This is a genomic window from Streptomyces sp. SDT5-1 (assembly GCF_052245995.1).
Taxonomy (GTDB): domain Bacteria; phylum Actinomycetota; class Actinomycetes; order Streptomycetales; family Streptomycetaceae; genus Streptomyces.
Map to the genome: position 1 here is coordinate 796,009 of NZ_CM125963.1, position 18,768 is coordinate 814,776.

Below are 18,768 nucleotides of genomic sequence, written 5' to 3' on the forward strand. Positions count from 1 at the left end.
CATCACGTGAAGGCCGTCAACTCCGCCCAGACGACCTTTCCTTCGGCCCGCGTGGAGCGCCCCGAGCCCCAGCGGTCCGCGAGTTGACGGACGAGGAACAGGCCGCGCCCGCTCTCCTCCCCCGGTCCCGCGCGGTGCTCGCGCGGCTGCTCGTCGGTGCGGCCCTCGTCGTGGATCTCGATCCGCAGGCTCCGCTCATCACCCGTGAGGGTGAGGCCGCACAGCACCTGAGCGCTGTCGGTGTGGAGCAGTGCGTTCGTCGTCAACTCCGAGACCAGCAGCACCGCGTCGCAGCAGGTGTCGCCCGGCACCTCCCAGGACCGGAGTCTCGCGCGCACCGTGTCTCTCGCCGATCTCGCGCTGCTTCGCAGGGCGGGCAGACCGAACCAGAACTCCCGGCCGGGCCCGGCCTCGCCTAACGCGGGGGACGGAGCCGGTGCCGAGGGCGTGGGGAGAGTCACGAATGTCGCCTTCCAGTGCCTTCCGCGGGGCGGGGCGCGCGGAGTGGGGGTGCGGGCCAACAGCTCGAGCGAGAGCGGCGTTCACCGCTCACACAGCAACTATGCGCGTGATCGTGCGCACGCTGCAACCGACTCCCTGATAATTTCAGCAAGACGCCTATCACTCTGGCGTCTTCAACAAGTCACTGCAAGAATGGTCTTGTTGATGAATCCTCAGGAGGTTGGGCGTGAGTGAGGCCCGCGCTGGCACCAGCGCACCGACAGTGCTGCGCATGATCCTCGGCCGCAGGCTGCAGGACATGCGTCTGGCCGCCGGTGCCTCGCTGGAGGACGCGGCCAAGGCCCTGCGCGTGAAGACCCTGACGATCCGTCGGCTGGAGAAGGCCGAGGTCGCGCTCAAGCCCCTCTACGTGGAGAAGCTGCTCGAGACCTTCGGCGCGGGCCGCCAGGAGATCGACGAGTTCGTCGACCTGGCCGAGCAGGCCAACGAGCCGGGCTGGTGGCACTCCTACCGGGACGCGGTCCCCAGCTGGTTCACCGCCTACGTGAGCCTGGAGACCGACGCCAAGACCCTGCGCACCTACGAACCCCAGTACGTCACCGGCCTCCTGCAGACTCCCGACTACGCACGCGCGGTACTGCGCGGCGGCCTGCCGAACGGGAGCGAGGAGGACCTCGAGCGCCGCGTCGAGCTGCGGCTCCGCCGTCAGGGCCTGCTCGACAAGGAGGACGCCCCCACGCTGTGGGTGGTCATGGAGGAGGCGGTGCTGCACAAGGAGGTGGGCAGCGCCGACATCATGCGCGAGCAGATCGAGCGGCTGCTGGACATGTCCGAGCTGCCGCACATCAGCGTGGACATCGTGCCCTTCTCCGCGGGAGCGCATGTCGGAGCCTGCGCCCCGTTCACGTACTTCCGGTTCGAGGAACCCGAGCTTCCCGACATCGTCTACAGCGAACTCCTGTCCGCTTCCGTCTACTTGGACCAGCGCGCGGACGTCGTCTCCCATCTGGAGGCGCACTCCCGCATGTCGCTGCTGACGTCCTCGGAGGACAGCAGGGCGCTCTTGAACCGTATGCGCAAGGAGTACTCAACATGACGGTCATCGAAGAGGGCGTCTACAACGGGATGCCGGCCCGCAACCTCGGGGAGCACGGGTGGGAGCGTCCCTGGAGCGGGCCCAACGGTGGTCAGTGCGTCGAGACGAAGCTGCTCGCCGACGGCCGTGTGGCCGTTCGGCAGTCGACCGACCCGGCAGGGCCGGCGCTGATCTACACGCCGGAGGAGATCGCCGCGTTCGTGCGCGGCGTCAAGCAGGGCCTGGCCGATCATCTGGCCGCCGGATGAGCCGGCGGTGGGCGGAGGGGACGCCGACCGAGGTCGCGTTCCAGACCAGTGGGCCGACAGACACACCTACGAAGGGGAGCACATGACCACCAGGCAGTCCGGCCGGGACCTCGACACCAGCAAGGCGCACTCGGCCCGGATGTACGACTACTTCCTCGGTGGCAAGGACCACTTCGAGGTCGACAAGGAGGCGGCCATGGTCGCCGCCAAGGCGCACCCGGGCCTCCCTGTCACCGCCCGCGAGAACCGCGCGTTCATGCACCGGGCCACCCGCGTCCTCGCCCAGGAGCACGGCATCCGCCAGTGGCTCGACATCGGCACCGGCATTCCCACCGAGCCCAATCTGCACCAGGTCGCCCAGTCCCTGGTGCCCGAGGCCCGTGTCGTCTACGCGGACAACGACCCGCTGGTCCTCAAGTACGCCGAGCGGCTGATGCGCAGCACGACGCAGGGGCGCACCGCGTACATCGAGGCGGACGTCACCGACCCCGACTCGCTGATGGACGCGGTGGAGGACGCCGAGGTCCTGGACTTCTCCAAGCCCATCGCGCTGTCGCTCAACGCGCTGATGCACTTCGTCACCGACCCGCACGACCCGTACGCGATCGTGCGCCGGCTCCTCGACCCGCTCCCGGCGGGCAGCGCCCTCGCGATGAACCACTGCACGCCGGACTTCGACCCGGAGACGTGGAACGGGGTGGCGGAGGCGTACACCAACTCCGGTACGCCGGTGCAGTTCCGCTCGCACGCGGACGTGCGCCGCTTCTTCGACGGCCTCGACCTCATCGACCCGGGCATCGTGTGCTGCCACCGCTGGCGCCGCGACAACCCCGAGGACGGCACGGAGATCGCGGACGCCGAGATCAGCCTCTTGGCGGGCGTGGGCATCAAGCACTGAGCCCGGCCGCGAAGGTGTGTCGACAGCGCCGGTTCCGTGGGGGCCGGCGCGTCGGCGTGCGCGGAGTCGACGACGATGGACCGTGCCGCGCTCCTCGGCCAAGGGCAGGAAGCCGCCCGCGTCACCGGTCGCGCGCCGGTGCCTTCCTCGCCCTGGGCACACGACCCAACGCCGGTTTCAGGACCGGAGCGTGCCGGGCCAGGAAGTCCCACAGGCGGTCCGCCACCGGGCCGTGCGGGCGGTCGAGCCTGCGGGCCGCCGCGAGGTCCTCGACCACACCGGGGAAGTGCCGTCCGGCGATGGAGATCAGGCTTCCGTTGCGCAGCTCGGTCTCGATGAGGAATCGCGGCACGTGTCCCCACGCCATGCCGTGCAGGATCAGTTCCTTCTTCATGAGGTGGTCGGGTACGGAGGTCTGCGGCGCGCCCTCGACCAGGAAGTGGCCCGGCTCGGACGGCTGCCGCGCCGAGTCCCTCACCACACATTGCGTGAGGTTCTGCATCCGCTGCGGGGTGATGTCGGTGTCCGGGGCGAAGGGCAGGAAGCCGGGTGCCACGACGGGCACCAGGGCGATGCGGCCGAGGTCGATCCACTCCATGCGCACGTCGCTCTTGGGGACACGGTGCACGATGAGGTCGGCCTCGTCCTCAAGGAGTCGCTCCCACGGTCCGGTGACCGTTTCGAACTGCAGGTGCAGTCGGGTCTGCGGGCGCCGCGCGAAGAATCCGCTGAGCAGTTCGAGGACAGGTGGCAGCGGGCACAGGTCCCCGAGCACAACGCGCAGCTCGGCCTCCTCGCCCATCGCCAACTGCGCCGCGTACGTGCCCAGTTCCTCGGCCTCATGAAGGAGGACTCGCACCTTGCGGTGGAAGGCGTGCCCGGACTCGGTGAGGCGGATGCGGTAGCCCGAGCGGTCGAGGAGGGCCAGGCCCAACTGACGTTCCAGCTTGCGGACGGCCGCGAACACCGAGGGATGCGAGCGGTGCAGCAGATCGGCGGCGGCCTGGAATCCGCCGCCGCGCACGACGGCGTCGAAGCACTGCAATTCGTGGAGCGTGAAGTTCGACATTGTCCGGCGAACCTACAGTGAGCGTCCGATCTTTGTAATGGATCCCTCCAGAGGGCGTTCCTACGCTGAGCACATGGCCGCTGGACCACCGGCCGCTGGACCCCTGGAGCTGAGATGACTTCTCGAACCCGTACCGCCGTCACCACCGGAGACGGCGTCCGCATCGCCTACCGATTCGACGGCGACGAGGACAAGCCCGTGCTGCTGCTGTCGAACTCCATCGGCACCGACCTCCACATGTGGGGCGGCCAAGTACCGGCCCTGACGGAGCATTTCCGGCTGCTGCGCTACGACGCGCGCGGTCACGGCGCCTCCGACGCCCCGAGCGGCCCGTACTCCCTGGACCGTCTCGGGCGCGATGTCGTGGAGCTGCTGGACGCGCTGGATCTGCGACGCGTGCACGTTCTCGGCCTGTCCCTGGGCGGAATCGTCGCGCAGTGGCTGGGAATCCACGTCCCGGAGCGCGTCGACCGACTGGTGCTCTCCAACACCGCCGCACACCTCGGCCCCGCCGACCAGTGGAACCAGCCGATCGCCGAACTGCTCGCCGCCCCCGACATGCGGGCCACCACGGAGACCTTTCTGCACAACTGGTTCCCGGCCGACATGCTTCGAGGTGACAACGACATCGTCGAGGGCTTCCGTCGCACCCTGCTCGCCACTCCGCGCGAGGGCGTGGCCGGGAGCTGGGCTGCCGTACGGGACTACGACCTGCGCCGCACGGCCGCGCTCATCGACCGCCCGACCCTGGTCATCGCGGGCGAGCACGACACCGTCACCTCCGCAGGGCACGGCAAGGAGCTCGCCGCGGCCGTCCCGGGGGCGCGGTTCGTCGTCCTGCCCACCGTGCACATGGCCAATGTCGAGGCGCAGGCGGCGTTCCTCGACGCCGTGGTGCCGTTCCTCACCGAGACCGAGACCGACGGCCGTCGCGCATGACGACAGCCGCCATCAGGGCGTCACGATCGGGAAGTTCGGGTCAGGCGTGTCGAGGAGGCCGAACAGGCGGGCCAGCGCGGACGCGTCGCCCTGCTGTCCGATGCCGTCGAGGCCCTCTCCGGCGAGCATGCCCAGCAGTTGGGCCTTGGTGAGGGTCAGCGTCAGGTCGGCGTCGCTGTCGCGGGGGTCGGGGAAGTGGACGAGCGCGCCGTTGGAGAGCTCCATGCGGTGCGTCTCGCCCAGGTCGATGATCTTCCAGACGATGCTCAGGCGCACGTCCCAGGCGCGCGGGCCGTTGACGCGGATCGCGAGCGAGTCGAGGATCTGCGTCACGGACAGCGCGGACGCCATGCTCGCGGCGAGCGCGATCGGTGTCCTGGGGATGCCGTCGGTGAGTTCGTGGGCGCCTTCGAGGAAGAAGTTGCGCCAGGTCGCGCACTCGGCGCCGTACCCGAGCCGAGTCAGCACGTCGGCGAGCAGTTCCTTCGCGCCGGTGTGGTCGGGGGCGCCGAAGACGACGTGGGAGGCGAGTTCGGCGGCGAACCGCAGGTCGCCCTCGTCGGCGAAGGAGCGGGCGGTCTCGACGGCGCGGTCGGCGCCGCCGAGCGTGCGCACGTACCGCTCTCCCTGCGCCTGCGGCGGGTGCTGCCACAGGTGGGCGGGGTTGCCGTCGAACCAGCCCATGTACCGCTGGTAGATGGCCTTCACGCCGTGCGAGACGGAGCCGTAGTAGCCGCGCGCGTGCCACGCCTTCTCCAACTCGGGCGGCAGCTCGATCTCCTCGGCGATCTCGATGCCGGTCTGCCCGGCGTTCATCAGGCGCAGCGTCTGGTCGTGCAGATAGCCGTACAGGTCGCGCTGTTCGGTCAGGAAGCGGACGATGCGCTCGCGGCCCCAGGTCGGCCAGTGGTGGGAGGCGTAGACGACGTCGGACTCGTGGCCGAAGAGTTCGAGCGCCTCGTTGAGGTAGCGCGACCACATGCGGGCGTCGCGGACCTGGGCGCCCCGCAGGGTGAGCAGGTTGTGGAGGGTGTGGCAGGCGTTCTCCGCCATGCACAGGGCGCGGCGCTCGGGCAGGTGGAAGTTCATCTCGGCGGGGGCCTCGGTGCCGGGCGTCATCTGGAAGACGAAGCGCACGCCGTCCAGGACCTCCTCCTGCCCGGTCCTGGTGATCGTCAGGTTCGGCGGGATCAGCCCGACCGAGCCGGACGAGGTGGCCATGCCGAGCCCCATGTTGACCTGCCCGGTGGGCCCGACGGGGGTGCCGAAGGCGGAGAAGTACATGCCGCGCCTGATCATGGCGGTGCCCGCGTACACGTTCTCGGAGACCGCGTGCTCCATGAAGTGTTCCGGCGCGACGATCGGCACGCCGGTGTCGGGGCCGATCACGCCCATCACGCCGCCGAAGTGGTCGAAGTGCGGGTGCGTGTAGATCACGGCGGTGACGGGGCGGTCGCCGCGGTGCGCGCGGTAGAGGCCGAGCGCCGCGGCGGCGACCTCGGCGGAGACCAGCGGGTCGACCACGACGACGCCGCGCTCGCCCTCGATGAGCGTCATGTTCGACAGGTCGAGGCCGCGCACCTGGTAGACGCCGTCGGTGACCTCGTACAGGCCCTGGCGGGCGCAGAGCGCGGCCTGCCGCCACAGGCCGGGGTGGACGGTGTCCGGCGGGTCCGCGGCCTGCTCCCTGAGGTAGGCGAAGGCGTCGCTGTTCCAGACGACGTCGCCGGCGGCGTTCCTGACGACGCCGGGTTCCAGGGCCGCCACGAACCCCTTGTCCGCGTCCGCGGCGTCGGTTCCGTCGTCCGGGGGCAGATGGTGCGCGGACATGGGTTCCCTCCTGAGGTCCCTGGCCCGGAACCGGCGGCCACGGGCCCTGAGGTCCCAGCCTCTGGCGGGCGCGGGACCCGGACCATCAGGACTGGGCCGAACGGGTGAGACAGGGCCGCACCACCCGATGCGCGACGACCGATGACTTTCGGTGCCGCGCGCGGTCCACCCCTCGTAAGGGAGAAGTACGCAGCCCGTCCTCCGGAGGTCCCATGCCCACCACCGGCAACGCCCTGCCGCCCGTCGTCGACCACGCCACGTGGGAGAAGGAGCTCGCGGCGCTCCGTGTCAGGGAGAAGGCCGCCACGCGGGAACTCGACGCCATCGCCGCGCAGCGCCGCCGGCTGCCGATAGTCGAGATGCCCGACTACGTACTGGAGGGTGAGGAAGGCCCGGTGCGGCTCGCCGAGCTGTTCGGGGAGCACCCGCAGCTGATCGTCTACCACCACATGTGGCACGAGGGCGCCGAGTGGCAGTGCGACGGCTGCACGGGCTTCACGTCGCAGTTCACGCGGCTCGCGGGGCTCGAGAAGTTCGACGCCCGCTTCGTGATCGTGACGCAGGGTCCGATCGACGAGGCGCTGGCGTACCGGCGCAGGGTCGGCAACACGATGACCTGGTACTCCATCGCGAACAGCCCGTTCGGCGCCGATGTCGGCGCGCCTCCGGGCGGCGGGTTCGCGGTCAATGTGTTCCTGCGCGACGGCGACCGCGTGTACCGCACCTGGCACACGGCCGGCCGCGGCACCGAGCAGCTCAGCTACCTGTTCGGCCTCGTGGACCTGCTGCCGTACGGGCGGCAGGAGGAATGGCAGGACTCCCCCGCCGGGTGGCCCCAGTCACCGACGTACAGCCGGTGGGCGACGTCGCAGGAGATCGCGGCGGCGTACGGCGAGGGCTGAGGTCGAGCCTCTTCGAGGAGGTCGTGCCCTTTCGAGGAGGTCGGACCTTCGACGAGGTCAGGCCTCTTCGACGCCGAGCACGCGGTGCACGGTCTTGCGGGCCTCGTAGAAGTCCTCGTCCGAGACGTCCGGATCGTCCTCGGTCTGCTCGAGCCACTCCGACATGTCGTCGGCCGACCAGCGGTCGAAGTCCTTGGGGATGTCGAGCGTCGTGGTCGTCATGCGCAGCCGGGCGATGGCTGTCGCTTCCTCGACGCTGATGGTGTTCACTTCGGTCATCGCGCCCCTCCCATCGGGTCTACGGGATCGGACGGGCGACCTTGCCAGACGCGCCCCTGGGGTGTCCAACCGCCACGGCCCGCGGAGCGCCGCCCGCCCGTCAACGCCCTTCGAAAGAGACCGAGTTCGACCGCGTGTGCGCCGCGTCGGGCGCGCCGCGCTCAGCGCACGCCACCCAGAAAGATGAGCAGTTGGGGACGGACCCCGCTCACGCGGTGTCCGTCATGTCGCCGCGCACGACGAGGACCTGGCAGTCCGCGTGGTGCAGCAGGGCCTGGCTGACCGAGCCCATGATCAGCCCCTTGAAGCCGCCCCTGCCGCGGGCGCCCACGACGACGAGCCGGGCGTCCTTGGACGCCTCGATCAGCGCCGGGCGCACCCGGCCCTCCAGGAGCTCGCGCTCGACGATGACGTGCGGGTGGGCGCGCTGCGCGACGGCGACGGAGTCGGCGAGGGTGTCCTCGGCCGCCCTGCGCAGCTCGCTGATGTTCGACACGAGCGGGGTCAGGGCACCGGGCCGCTCCGGGCCCTCGGCGGTCCAGGTGTTCCACACGTGCAGGGCGAGCACCTTGGTGCCGAGGCGGTCGGCGGCGGCGAACGCGGCGTCGACGGCGGACGCGGAGTCGCCGGAGCCGTCGACGGCCACGACCACCGGGCCCTCGGCGTCGGCACGGCCGCGTACGACGAGGACGGGGCACTGGGCGTGGGCGGCCAGGTACACGGCGACGGAGCCGACGAGGAGGCCGGTGAAGGCGCCGAGGCCGCGGCTGCCGACGACGACCAGGTCGGCCTGTTTCGAGCGGACCGCGAGGATGGTCAGCGGCTCGCCGGTGGCGACCTCGCCCTCGATGTCGGCGAGGTCCGGTTCGGCGGCGCGGGCGTGCTCGACGGCGGCCTCCACGAGGCGGTCGGCCTGCCCGCGCAGTGCGTCGGCCGCCGCCGCGAATCCTCCGCCGCGCATCATCGGCCAGATGAAGGCGTGCACGATCCGCAGCCCGACTCCGCGCTGCCGCGCCTCCGTGGCGGCGACGGCCACCGCTTCCAGACTCGATTCGGACCCGTCGGCCCCGACCAGCACGTGGCCTGCCATCGGTGCGCTCCCTCTCTTGGTACGTGTGTCACCGGCCGCGACCGGCGCTCCGCCGCCGCGCCCCCTCATTTCCAGCGTGACCCCGGAGGCGGGGCGGCGCACGGCGAGCGGGCGGATGCGGGAGGCCTAGGCCCTCCGGCCTGGGCCGCCGGGTCCCTGTCGATCGTTCACGGGCCCGATGCGGGGCGTCCCCGGGCCGGGGCACGCTGAGGGCCGGCCTTCCGACAAGGAGCGTGTGATGTCGTACGTCGAGAACATGCGGTACCCGGAGCCCCGCTACCACGGCGACACGGGCGAGGTGAGCGCGTCGTTCCGGTCCGCCGACACACCACCGGAGGTGTCCTCGCCCGGCGGGTCCACGAGCTACCTCGCCACGCAGGAGTCGACCGGGGGTGAGTTCGGGCTCTACAGGGGGGTGTTGGGGCCGCGCTCGGCCGGTGCGAAGGCCCACTTCCACCGGGCGATGTCGGAGTCGTTCTACGTGCTGTCCGGCGAGCTGGAGCTGTACGACGGCGAGAAATGGGTGACGGGCCGCGAGGGTGACTTCCTGTACGTGCCCGCGGGCGGTCTGCACGCCTTCAAGAACGTGACCGAGGAGCCGGTGTCCATGCTGATGCTGTTCGCCCCCGGCGCCCCGCGGGAGGAGTACTTCGAGCGGGTCGCGGAGATGTCGCGGCGTGGCCCGGAGGAGCTGAAGGAGTTCCGCGTCCGGCACGACAGCTACTTCGTGGAGGACTTCGACTTCGGGGCGGGGACCGTGGACCGGTAGGCGCTCAGAGCAGCCATGCCCAGCGGGCCACCAGGACCGCCGCCACCAGCAGCAACGCGAGCAGCTCGAGCCAGAACAGTCGGTGGTCCCGGCGGCGGTCCTCGCGGGTCAGGGCCCGGGTCCGCTCGATGAGTTCGTCCTCGGTCATCGGCCCACCGCCACCTTTCCGGTCTTCTCCGTCTTGTCCCAGGTCAGTTGCTTGTTGCGGAGCTCCTGGTAGAAGGAGGCGACGAGGCAGGCTGCCAGGAGCGAGCCGTAGCCGGCCAGGTGCAGGAGCGGCGGTGCGAGCCACCGCAGCCGGGTGCCGGTGAGGAGTTTCGCCAGCCAGGCGATCGGCATGGACAGGGCGAGCCACGCGTAGACGACGAGCATCACGGGGTGGATCGAGCCGTCCTGCGGGAGCAGCCCGGAGCGTTCGAGGAGCGGCATGAAGATGCCGGGCAGCGCCGTGATCACGAGGATCGCCGTCGCGATGGCGCCGGGGTAGATCAGGGCCTCGAACCAGCTGCGCTTGAAGGTTCCGGGGTCGATGACCGCGGACATGAACGTGATCAGGAGGCAGCAGATCAGGTTCGTCACCCAGAGCCAGTGGAACAGCGGCCAGGCCCGGTCGGGGTCGGTGAGGTAGAGGAAGAGCAGCGACGCCGAGCAGAGGACGAGCAGCACGGGTGTGATGAGGAGCGAGAACCAGATCAGGCCGAAGAGGAACGAGCCGAGCCGGTGGTGTCCGCCGCCGCGCGCGGTGCGGCCACGGAACCAGAGGTTCTTGTAGCGGCGGGTGACCTGGACGTTGCCGCGGGCCCAGCGCAGGCGCTGCTTCCACAGCCCGGCGAGCGACGTCGGTTCCTCGGCGAGCACGGTCGCGTATCCGTCGAAGACGACGCGGCGGCCGGCGAGCTGCGTCTCGAACGTGGTGACGGTGTCCTCGGCGAGCGTGGTGGTGTCGATGCGACCGCCGATGTCCTCCAGGTTGGCGCGGCTGTGCAGCTGGGCGCCGCCGGCGAGGCAGGCGACGACGCCGAGGACGTTCTGGGCGCGGCGGGCTGCGGCCTGCGCGGTGATGTACTCGTAGGCGATGTAGCGGGTGAGGTAGTTGCCCTGCTTTCCGCTGCCCTCCTTGATGTACGCGGTGACGGCGCCGACGTCGGGCTCGGCGAGGTGCCGGGTCATCCGCCACAGCGCGTCCTCGTCGAAGACGACGTCGGCGTCCATGATGAGGACGGCCTCGGCCCAGTCGTCGCGCAGCACGTGGTCGAGGCCGTGGTTGAGGGTGTGGGCCTTGCCCTGGCCGCCGTGCTCGCGGCGCAGGTGGACCACGCGCCCTGGGTGCCGCTCGGCGAGGGCGCGCATCACGTCGGGTGTCTCGTCGGTGCTGGCGTCGTCGACGACGAGGACCCGCAGCCGGTCGGCCGGGTAGCGCATCGCGAGGAGGCCCTCGACGGACGCGGTCAGGACGGGCGCCTCGTTCCAGGCGGGGATGAGGACGGCGGTGCGCGGCAGGTGCGGCGTGGGCTGGTCCTCGTACAGGTGGCGGAAGCGCTGGAGGCCGATGAGCAGGAACTGGACGACCGCGGTGACCAGGGGCACCGCGCCGAGGAAGACGATCACCTCGGCGACGGTGTGCAGGATCTCCATCAGGCGGCGCACCGCCTCTCGGTCTCGGTGAGCGCCTCGGCGACCCAGGGGAAGACGCCGACGGCCTCGGCGCGGTGGGCGTCGCTGCCCGCGGCGAGGTGGACGCCCGCGCGGGCGAGGAGCGCGGCGGTGCGCGGGGCGGGGCAGCGCCACTTCTCGTTGAGTTCGACGACGACGTCGTGTTCGCGGCAGGCGCGGGCCAGCGGCGCGAGCAGGTGCCCGTCGAGCGCGGTCTCGTCGAGGCCCGCCTTGGGCAGCACGCTGAACAGGTGGGCGAGGTGCGCGGTGCGGCCCGCGGGGATGCGGGCGACGGCGCGGGTCGTGGCGGTGAGGAGGTGGTCGAGCGCCTCGGCGGGGGTGAGCGTGTCGGAGTCCAGGCGGGCGCGGACGTCGTCCGGGTGGGCGGGGCCGTCGGGCAGCGGGAAGCGGTGGTCGGCGAGGGCGATGTGGTCGATGCCGGTGAGGTCGTCCGGGAGGTCGATGCGGCCCTCGGTGTCCATGATCTTGGCCTCTACGCCGCAGACGAGGTGGACGCGGGTCCCGTTGCGGGCGGCGCGCACGGCGGCGACGTACTCCGGCAGGTAGCGGGTGTCGGCCCGGACGTGGTCGGTGAGGACCAGGGTGTGAAGACCGGCGGACTCCGCCGCGGCGACGACCCGGTCGAGCGGGTCGTGGCCGTCCGAGAAGTCGGTGTGGGTGTGCAGGTCGGAGCCGAGCAGCGGGTGCGCGAGGTCGCTCATGCGACGCCTCCCGCCCCGCGTGCCTCCCGTACGTCGCCCAGGTCGCCCAGTTCGCGCGGGTGCAGGACGACGTCCTGCCAGTGGCGTACGACGGCGGTCTCGCGGTGCTCGATCCGCTCGGGCAGCGGGGCGCCGAGCAGTCCCGCGACGGCCAGGACCGGCATGTCGACGCCCGCCGCGACGGTGAGCGACAGGCCGCCGGGCGGGCGCGGGTTGACCTCCAGAAGAGCCGGCTTGCCCTCGCGGTCCTCGCGCACCTGCACGTTGAGGACACCGCGCAGGCCGAGGACGCGGACGGTGTCCTCGGCGAGCGCGGACAGTTCGGGATCGTGCAGCACGCGTCCGGCGACGACGATCCCGGAGTCCGTCTTGTCGCGGGCACGCGGCACCGCGGCCACCACACGGCCCTCGCCGTCGGTGAGGACGTCGACGGAGTACTCGGTGCCGGGCAGCATCTCCTGGAGCAGGTACGAACCGTCCTGCGGGAGCCGGGCCAGGTCCTCGGGGCGTTCGACGACGGTGACGCCGCGGGAGCCGGAGCCGGTGCGCGGTTTGGCGATGGCCGGGTAGCCGCCCTCGAAGTCGGCGCCCGGTATGCGGGTGGGTCCGATGGGGCGGGTGACCGGCTGGCGCACCCGGCCGTCGCACGCCTCGGCGAGCCGCCCTTTGTCGAGGCAGGTCTCCAGCGCGTCGACGGACGGCACGAGGACACGCACCCCGGCGTCCGCGAAGGCGTCGGCGGCGCGGGCGAGGGCCACGAGTTCGCTGTCCACGGTCGGTACGACGACGTCGACGGCGTAGCGGCGGCACAGGGCCAGCACGGCGTCCGCGAAGTGCGGGGCGTGGCCGGGAGGCAGCAGCAGCCGGTAGGCGCGCGGCACGAGGTACAGGCCGGCGCCGTTGGGGTCGATGTCGGCGGCGTACCGCTCGGCGGAGCCTTCGATCGCCCGCAGGAAGCACACGCCCGACGGTCCCCCGGCGCCGGTCACGAGGACGCGGGGCGGCCGTCCGAGGAGGTCGGCCGGGTCGGGGACGGGGGTGGTGTGCGCGGCGGGCGCGGTGTGCGGCTCAGACATGGTCTGCGGGGAAGAAGCCGAGCGGAGTGGCATCGCGGATGACCTCCAGAGGTTCTGCGTAGCGGGCCTGCGAGAAGCGGCCCCAGTAGCGGGCGGTGGAGCGCAGCAGGTCCTCTTCGAGGTACCAGCGGCTCGCGGCCTGTGAGTGGTGTGCGTTGATGGCGGTGAGCTTCGCTTCGAGGTCGCCGTCGCGCAGTCCGACGAAGCGGTTGGGGCGGTAGGCGACGGTCGCGGACGGCGACTGGTAGCAGGCGACGCGCGGCACTCGGCGGCAGGCCACGAGGGTGGCCCGGTGCACGGCCCTGTGGTCCTGGTGGGTGTCGCTGTCCGAGTGCACGAGGACGACGTCGGGCCGGGTCTCGGCCACGGTGCGTTCGATGGTGCGCACGGTGTGGCTGTCGTCGGTGATGGATCCGTCGGGCAGGTCCTCCATGACCAGCCGGGCGCCCATGGCGGCGGCGGCCCGGTGGGCCTCGTCGCGGCGCTCGTCGGGGTCGCCGCCGCCCGCGCCGCGGGACAGCGTCAGGATCGTGACGTCCCAGCCCTCGTCGGCCCTGCGGTGGATGGTGCCGCCCGCGCCGATCTCGACGTCGTCGGGGTGGGCGCCGACGACCAGCATGTGCACGCGGCTGCGGGGTTCCGCATCGGCGGGCCGTTCGTGCAGGGCGCGGGTGAGGGCCGCGACGAGTCCGTCCGCGTCCCGTCGCTCGACCATGTCGGCGGCCCGGCCGCGCAGCACGGCGAGGGCGCGGCGGGTGCTGGGCGTCTCCTCGTTGACGACGAGCGGGACGCGCGGGTGCTGCTCGTGCCACTGGCAGAGGAACGCGGTGAGCGCCTCGTCGTCGCCGGTGAGCCCGGTGTCCCACACGGCGACGTCCCAGCGGGGCACGGTCGGCGGAGGGGTGCGTCCCGCGTCGAGGAACGCCTGGGCGGAGCCGACGGTGTGGACGTGGGCCGCACCCTGGTCGCGCAGTGCGTCGGCGACGGCGGACGCGGTGTTCGCGTCGCGGTCGGCGAGCAGCACGTGGGCGCCGGCCAGGATCTGCCGACCGTCCCCACCTGGGGAGTTATTGGATATGTCGGACATAAAGACCACCGTAGCGCGCGGCTCGGCACACGGCCGCGCACCGGACAGGTCTCAGTACTTTTGCGCTCAACTACTGACGCAGGGCCCGCGCGACCGAGGACTTTGGTCCCGGTTTGCCCGAGTCGCGCCGGGCAGGACGACCACACCCGACCACACCGTCCAGCGGAAGCAGCAGAGCATGCTCAGCAGCACCTCCTCCGGCCCGAATCAGGACCAGAAGCACACCTCACCCACCGAAGGGCCGTCCGGCTCCGCCGACCACCTCGCGGATCTCGCCGTCGCCGCCTTCACCCGCGAGGCGTTCCTGACGCCGAAGCCGGGCCTGCCGGACTGCAGGACCGCGCAGTCCCCCGCCAACACCGTGTTCGCCTCGCTCGTCGACGCCGGCGTCGGCCTGCACGGCTCGTTCCGCGACGCCGCCGCGGCGGGCGCGGACCTGGGCCGGCTCGCGGCGGCCTGCGACGACGCGCAGCGCCAGGGCCCGTACGTCGCCTCCCTCAACGGCCTCGACGTCGCCGCCCGCTCGCTGTGCCTGCTGTCGGCCGCGTGGACCCAGGGCGCGCGGGACGCCGGGCACGCCTGCCGCGTCGCCCTCGACCTCGACGCGCACATCGAGCCGTCAGGGGACTTCCGCGACGGCTACCGGGCACTGCCGACCGAGGCGAAGCGGCGCCACCTGACGACGGCACTCGCCCTCCTGCCGAAGCTGCGCTCGGCGCGCTCGCGCGGGATCGCCGAGGAGATCGCCCAGCTCGACGCCCTCCTCACCCTCATCGCGTCCGTGGATGACGTCCGCGTGGAACAAGACAGGGGCCCGCTGGCCGTCCGGCTGATCCAGCAGGACGCCGCCGCCGTCCTCGCGGCGGGCGGCTCCGGCACCGACGAGGGACGCAGGCTGCTGTCCGAGCTCGACGAGGAGACGGTCAGGTACGGGATCTGCCCCGCGGCCAGCGGCGCCCTGTTGACGGTGCTGCTGTTCCTGGACTCCGTCGACGAGCACCCGCTGCCGGTCGCCGCCTGATCCCGACACCGCTTGGCGTAGGAAGACTTGGCCCGTCGCGCCGCGAGCGCCGAGGCTGGTGGGCACCGACCCCGCCGCGCAGAGGAGGCAGCCACCCCGTATGGACGCCACCTCACCGGTGCCGGACGCCCGCACCCACCTGGCGCTCCAGTCCATCAGGGAGCTGCTGCGGGCCCAGGAGCGGCGGATCAGGCGGTATGCCGCTTCGTACCAGGGTGCGGCCGAGCCGGCTGCGACCCCCGCCGCGACGGAACCGGTGCCGCCCACGCCATCGGCCCGGGAGATCCTGGACGCCGTGCCGCTCCCCGCGCTCCTGGTGGCGCCGCTCGTCGACGGCGAGGGGCGGGTCGAGGACGCGGTCTACGTCGCCCGCAACGCGGCAGCCCACACGTACGCGGCCGAGCGCCTCCCCCGCGGTGTCCTGCCCGCGTGGCAGGTCCCCGGCTCGCTGTTCGCGCGGTTCCCCTCCCTCGCGGGCTCGCCGCTGCCGGACATGATGACGGAGGCCCTGCGCGAGGGCGCCGCGCAGGGGCCGACCCTGGTCGAGTGGGTCATCACCACGTCGTACGGGCCCGTGCGGATAAACGACCAGGTGCGGGTCAGCCCCTGCGGCGAACACCTCCTCATCACGTGGGAGCGCGGACACCGGCTGCACATGGCGGCCGCCGCGCAGCAGCTGGTCCGCACCTGCTGGGCCGAGTGGAACCTCGGCGACGGCGGCGTCGACCCCTCGCGCGGATTCCGCCAGGTGCTCGGGCTCGACAGCCACGCGCCCGTGCCCACGCTCGCCGAACTGGCCGAGGCGGTCACCCCCGACAGCCTGCCGGAGCTGTACCGCGTCCTGTACGACGTCATCCTGCGCAAGCGCACCGGCGTCTGCGAGCTGCGGCTGCGCGGCATCGGCTCCCGAGTGATGCGGATGACGGCCGAGCCGGTGCGGATCGCGCCCGGCAGCCTGGTGTGGGCGCTGCGCGCGGTGCTCACCGACGTGACCGCCGAGCGGCGCAGGCGGGCCACCGCCGAGCGCGCGGAGCGGGAGGCGCGCCGCCAGCGCGAGCGGGCGGAGGCCGTCGCCGAGGTCGCGGGCTCCCTGCGCGAGGCACTGCTCCCGCACTTCCAGGACGAGTTGGCGGCGTACGGACTCGAGGCGACCGCCGTGTACCGTCCTGACGCGCGGGAGGCCGGTGTCGGCGGCGACTGGTACAAGGCGCGCAGGCTTCCGGGCGACCGGCTGCTCGTGGCCCTCGGCGACGCTCGCGGGCACGGTCTGGCGGCGGTCACGCTGATGGCCAAGCTCCGCTACGCGCTGGCGGGCCTCGCCTACACCGAGCAGCGCGTCGAACAACTCACGCAGTGGCTCAACGAGTTGGCGTGCGCCGACGGCGACGAGTCGACGGCGACGGCGATCATCGCCCGCTACCACCCGGAGGAAGGCGTCCTGCGCTGGACATGCGCGGGCCACCCGCGTCCTGTGCTCGTCCGGGACGGCAGGGCACGCCAACTCCCCGACCCCGACGGCGGACCCGGCCTCCCGCTGGGAGTACTGCCGGGCGAGTCGTACGTCGCCGCCGTGTCGGAGCTGCGGGTCGGCGACATCGTGCTGATGTACTCCGACGGGCTCACCGAGCGCCGCGACAGCGACCCGGACCTCGACACCCGGCGCTTCCTGGACGCCGCGGAGGACAGCCTGCTCGGCTCCGCGCCGGACGCGGGCCACGACGCACTCCAGGAGTACGCCGAGCGCGTCGTCGCCCGCCTCGACGGCCCGCACCGCTCCGACGACGCGACACTCCTGGTCCTGCGCCGCACGTCGACCGCCTCCGAGACGCCTTAACGACCGCTCAGCACCCTGTCGTCCGCGCGGCCGGAACAACCGGCTCTCACGCCGCGGGGGTTGTCGCCCGCCCGTCACTCTCTTAACGTTCGATCAGTCCTGGATCGGGTCCCCGCACCGGCCGCCACGGCCCGGGGTGACCCGGGCCTCCGGCAGCCGTCGACGGGAGTCCCGCGTGTCCTTCGTGTCCGACGCAACCGACGCATCCGGCCCCACCGCACCCCCGGACCCCACGCCCGAGTCCTCCCTGCGGGCCGGGCGCCGACTCTCGCTCGCCCACCAACTGGCCCGCCAGGCGCGGCGCACGCCGTCAGCGCCCGCCCTGCGCCACAACGACAGGGAGCTCACGTACGGCGAGCTCGACGCCCGCGTGAACCGGCTCGCGCGCGCCTATGCCGAGCGCGGCGTGGGCCCCGGCGACCGGGTCGCGGCGCTCACCACCAACCGGATCGAGACGGTCGAGGTGTGGTTCGCGGCGCTACGGCTCGGGGCGATCGCGGTGCCGATCAACTTCCGCCTCGTACCGGACGAGGTGGCCCACGTGCTCGGCGACTGCACGCCGTCGGTGCTCGTCGTCGACGAACTGCTCGCCCAGGCGGGCCTGGAGGGGCGGCGCCTGGCCGGTTCGGACTGCCGGGTGCTGCACCTCGGCGACGGGCCCGCGCCCGACGGCACGAAGGACCTCGCCGCGGTCCGCGACGCGTACGACGCCGGGCCCGTCGAGGTCGACGTCGAGGAGAACGACCCGGCGTTCCTGATGTACACCTCCGGCACCACGGGCCGCTCCAAGGGCGCCGTGCTCAGCCACCTCAACCTGGTGGTGAACACCCTGCACATGGTGGAGGTCCAGACACCGAAGCCCACCGACAGGACCCTCCTGAACATCCCGATGTTCCACATCGCGGGCGTCGACTCGGTCGTCGCCTCCATGCTCTACGGCACCTGCACGGTCATCGGCGCAACCGTGGGCTTCGACGCCGCGGAGACCGTCGACCTGCTGGAGCGGGAGCGGATCACCGGCTGCTTCCTCGTGCCCAGCCAGTGGAAGGCGATCTGCGAAGTGCCCGGGATCAGGGACCGCAAGCTCGTCCTGAACAGCCTCAGTTGGGGCGCATCCGCCGCTCCGCCGTCCGTACTGCACGCGATGAACGAGACGTTCCCCGGCGTCGTCATCAGGAGCGCCTTCGGGCAGACCGAGATGGCGTCGGTGACCTGCTACCTCGACGGCGAGGACGCGGTGCGCAAGCTCGGTTCCGTCGGCAAGCCGGTGCGGCACGTGGACGCGCGGATCGTCGACGAGGAGATGCGGGACGTGCCGGTGGGCGAGGTCGGCGAGATCGTCTACCGCGGCGCCAACCTCATGCTCGGCTACTGGAACAACCCGGAGGCCACGGCCGCCGCCTTCGAGGGCGGCTGGTTCCACTCCGGCGACCTGTGCCGGATGGACGACGAGGGCTACATCTACGTCGTCGACCGCAAGAAGGACATGATCATCTCGGGCGGCGAGAACATCTACTCCGCCGAGGTCGAGGCCGCCGTCGACCGGCACCCGAAGGTCGCCGAGGTGGCCGTCGTCGGCGTACCGCACCCCGAGTGGGTGGAGACACCGCGCGCGTACGTGGTCTCGAAGGACCCCGCGGACCCGCCCACCGAGGACGAGATCATCGAGCACTGCCGGACACTCCTCGCCTCGTACAAGAAGCCCACCTCGGTCGTCGTGATCGACGCGCTGCCGCGCAACGCCGCGGGCAAGGTGCTCAAGGTGCGGCTGCGGGACGCCGCCCGCGACTGAC

The 18,768-nt window shown here is 71.9% G+C and carries 19 protein-coding genes; 9 read left to right on the plus strand and 10 right to left on the minus strand.

The window, feature by feature from the left end:
• Positions 1-2: 2 nt before the first annotated feature.
• The gene (locus ACTWJ8_RS03730) at positions 3-380 is read right to left on the minus strand and encodes an ATP-binding protein (protein WP_356381606.1); all 378 of its coding nucleotides are present in this window, start codon (positions 378-380) and stop codon (positions 3-5) included.
• A 308-nt stretch (positions 381-688) separates the two neighbouring features.
• Between ACTWJ8_RS03730 and ACTWJ8_RS03735 the strand changes: the two genes are divergently transcribed.
• From ACTWJ8_RS03735 to ACTWJ8_RS03745, 3 genes are all read left to right on the plus strand, one after another.
• Positions 689-1,558: a helix-turn-helix domain-containing protein gene (locus ACTWJ8_RS03735; protein WP_356380125.1), complete on the plus strand. Its 870-nt coding sequence runs from the start codon at positions 689-691 to the stop codon at positions 1,556-1,558.
• Entirely contained in the window at positions 1,555-1,806 is a 252-nt protein-coding gene (locus tag ACTWJ8_RS03740) for a DUF397 domain-containing protein (protein WP_356380128.1), read from the plus strand. Before ACTWJ8_RS03735 ends, ACTWJ8_RS03740 begins: the two co-directional genes overlap by 4 nt.
• 82 nt (positions 1,807-1,888) lie before the next feature.
• Entirely contained in the window at positions 1,889-2,704 is an 816-nt protein-coding gene (locus ACTWJ8_RS03745) for an SAM-dependent methyltransferase (RefSeq protein WP_356380131.1), read from the plus strand.
• A gap of 121 nt (positions 2,705-2,825) precedes the next feature.
• On the opposite strand, the gene ACTWJ8_RS03750 is transcribed toward ACTWJ8_RS03745, so the two are convergent.
• Positions 2,826-3,773, minus strand: a complete 948-nt coding sequence (locus ACTWJ8_RS03750; RefSeq protein ID WP_443262866.1) for a LysR family transcriptional regulator — start codon at positions 3,771-3,773, stop codon at positions 2,826-2,828.
• Between the two features lie 114 nt (positions 3,774-3,887).
• Between ACTWJ8_RS03750 and pcaD the strand changes: the two genes are divergently transcribed.
• Positions 3,888-4,712, plus strand: coding sequence for a 3-oxoadipate enol-lactonase (gene pcaD, locus ACTWJ8_RS03755; protein WP_443262867.1), 825 nt, complete (start codon positions 3,888-3,890; stop codon positions 4,710-4,712).
• 12 nt (positions 4,713-4,724) lie between these two features.
• Here pcaD and ACTWJ8_RS03760 read toward each other — a convergent pair whose 3' ends face one another.
• Positions 4,725-6,542, minus strand: a complete 1,818-nt coding sequence (locus ACTWJ8_RS03760; RefSeq protein WP_443262868.1) for an alkyl/aryl-sulfatase — start codon at positions 6,540-6,542, stop codon at positions 4,725-4,727.
• Positions 6,543-6,754: 212 nt separating this feature from the next.
• On the opposite strand from ACTWJ8_RS03760, the gene ACTWJ8_RS03765 reads away from it, so the two are divergent.
• Complete coding sequence (locus tag ACTWJ8_RS03765; protein WP_443262869.1) at positions 6,755-7,444, plus strand: DUF899 domain-containing protein; 690 nt, start codon at positions 6,755-6,757, stop codon at positions 7,442-7,444.
• A 57-nt stretch (positions 7,445-7,501) separates the two neighbouring features.
• Here ACTWJ8_RS03765 and ACTWJ8_RS03770 read toward each other — a convergent pair whose 3' ends face one another.
• Positions 7,502-7,723 carry a hypothetical protein gene (locus ACTWJ8_RS03770; RefSeq protein ID WP_356380152.1) on the minus strand — a complete coding sequence of 74 codons (222 nt, stop codon included), beginning with the start codon at positions 7,721-7,723 and terminating at the stop codon, positions 7,502-7,504.
• Positions 7,724-7,931: 208 nt separating this feature from the next.
• The gene (locus ACTWJ8_RS03775) at positions 7,932-8,813 is read right to left on the minus strand and encodes a universal stress protein (RefSeq protein WP_443262870.1); all 882 of its coding nucleotides are present in this window, start codon (positions 8,811-8,813) and stop codon (positions 7,932-7,934) included.
• A gap of 238 nt (positions 8,814-9,051) precedes the next feature.
• Between ACTWJ8_RS03775 and ACTWJ8_RS03780 the strand changes: the two genes are divergently transcribed.
• Entirely contained in the window at positions 9,052-9,582 is a 531-nt protein-coding gene (locus ACTWJ8_RS03780; RefSeq protein WP_443262871.1) for a cupin domain-containing protein, read from the plus strand.
• Positions 9,583-9,586: 4 nt separating this feature from the next.
• Here ACTWJ8_RS03780 and ACTWJ8_RS03785 read toward each other — a convergent pair whose 3' ends face one another.
• From ACTWJ8_RS03785 to ACTWJ8_RS03805, 5 genes are read right to left on the minus strand one after another with little or no spacing between them, the layout of a single operon-like run.
• Positions 9,587-9,730, minus strand: a complete 144-nt coding sequence (locus ACTWJ8_RS03785; RefSeq protein ID WP_443262873.1) for a hypothetical protein — start codon at positions 9,728-9,730, stop codon at positions 9,587-9,589.
• Positions 9,727-11,217 (minus strand): glycosyltransferase, encoded by a 1,491-nt coding sequence (locus ACTWJ8_RS03790; RefSeq protein ID WP_443262874.1) that lies wholly within the window; start codon positions 11,215-11,217, stop codon positions 9,727-9,729. Before ACTWJ8_RS03790 ends, ACTWJ8_RS03785 begins: the two co-directional genes overlap by 4 nt.
• On the minus strand, positions 11,217-11,957 hold the full coding sequence (locus ACTWJ8_RS03795) for a PHP domain-containing protein (RefSeq protein WP_443262875.1): 741 nt from the start codon (positions 11,955-11,957) through the stop codon (positions 11,217-11,219). Before ACTWJ8_RS03795 ends, ACTWJ8_RS03790 begins: the two co-directional genes overlap by 1 nt.
• The gene (locus ACTWJ8_RS03800; RefSeq protein ID WP_443262876.1) at positions 11,954-13,033 is read right to left on the minus strand and encodes an ATP-grasp domain-containing protein; all 1,080 of its coding nucleotides are present in this window, start codon (positions 13,031-13,033) and stop codon (positions 11,954-11,956) included. The genes ACTWJ8_RS03795 and ACTWJ8_RS03800 overlap by 4 nt, the downstream gene beginning before the upstream one ends.
• Positions 13,026-14,120 carry a PIG-L deacetylase family protein gene (locus tag ACTWJ8_RS03805; protein ID WP_443262877.1) on the minus strand — a complete coding sequence of 365 codons (1,095 nt, stop codon included), beginning with the start codon at positions 14,118-14,120 and terminating at the stop codon, positions 13,026-13,028. Before ACTWJ8_RS03805 ends, ACTWJ8_RS03800 begins: the two co-directional genes overlap by 8 nt.
• Before the next feature lie 178 nt (positions 14,121-14,298).
• Here ACTWJ8_RS03805 and ACTWJ8_RS03810 point away from each other — a divergent pair, with 178 nt between their 5' ends.
• From ACTWJ8_RS03810 to ACTWJ8_RS03820, 3 genes are all read left to right on the plus strand, one after another.
• Entirely contained in the window at positions 14,299-15,141 is an 843-nt protein-coding gene (locus ACTWJ8_RS03810) for a triphosphoribosyl-dephospho-CoA synthase (RefSeq protein ID WP_443262878.1), read from the plus strand.
• 100 nt (positions 15,142-15,241) lie between these two features.
• Positions 15,242-16,975, plus strand: a complete 1,734-nt coding sequence (locus tag ACTWJ8_RS03815) for a PP2C family protein-serine/threonine phosphatase (RefSeq protein ID WP_443262879.1) — start codon at positions 15,242-15,244, stop codon at positions 16,973-16,975.
• Between the two features lie 184 nt (positions 16,976-17,159).
• Positions 17,160-18,767 carry an AMP-binding protein gene (locus ACTWJ8_RS03820; RefSeq protein WP_443262881.1) on the plus strand — a complete coding sequence of 536 codons (1,608 nt, stop codon included), beginning with the start codon at positions 17,160-17,162 and terminating at the stop codon, positions 18,765-18,767.
• The last annotated feature ends 1 nt before the right edge of the window (position 18,768 follow it).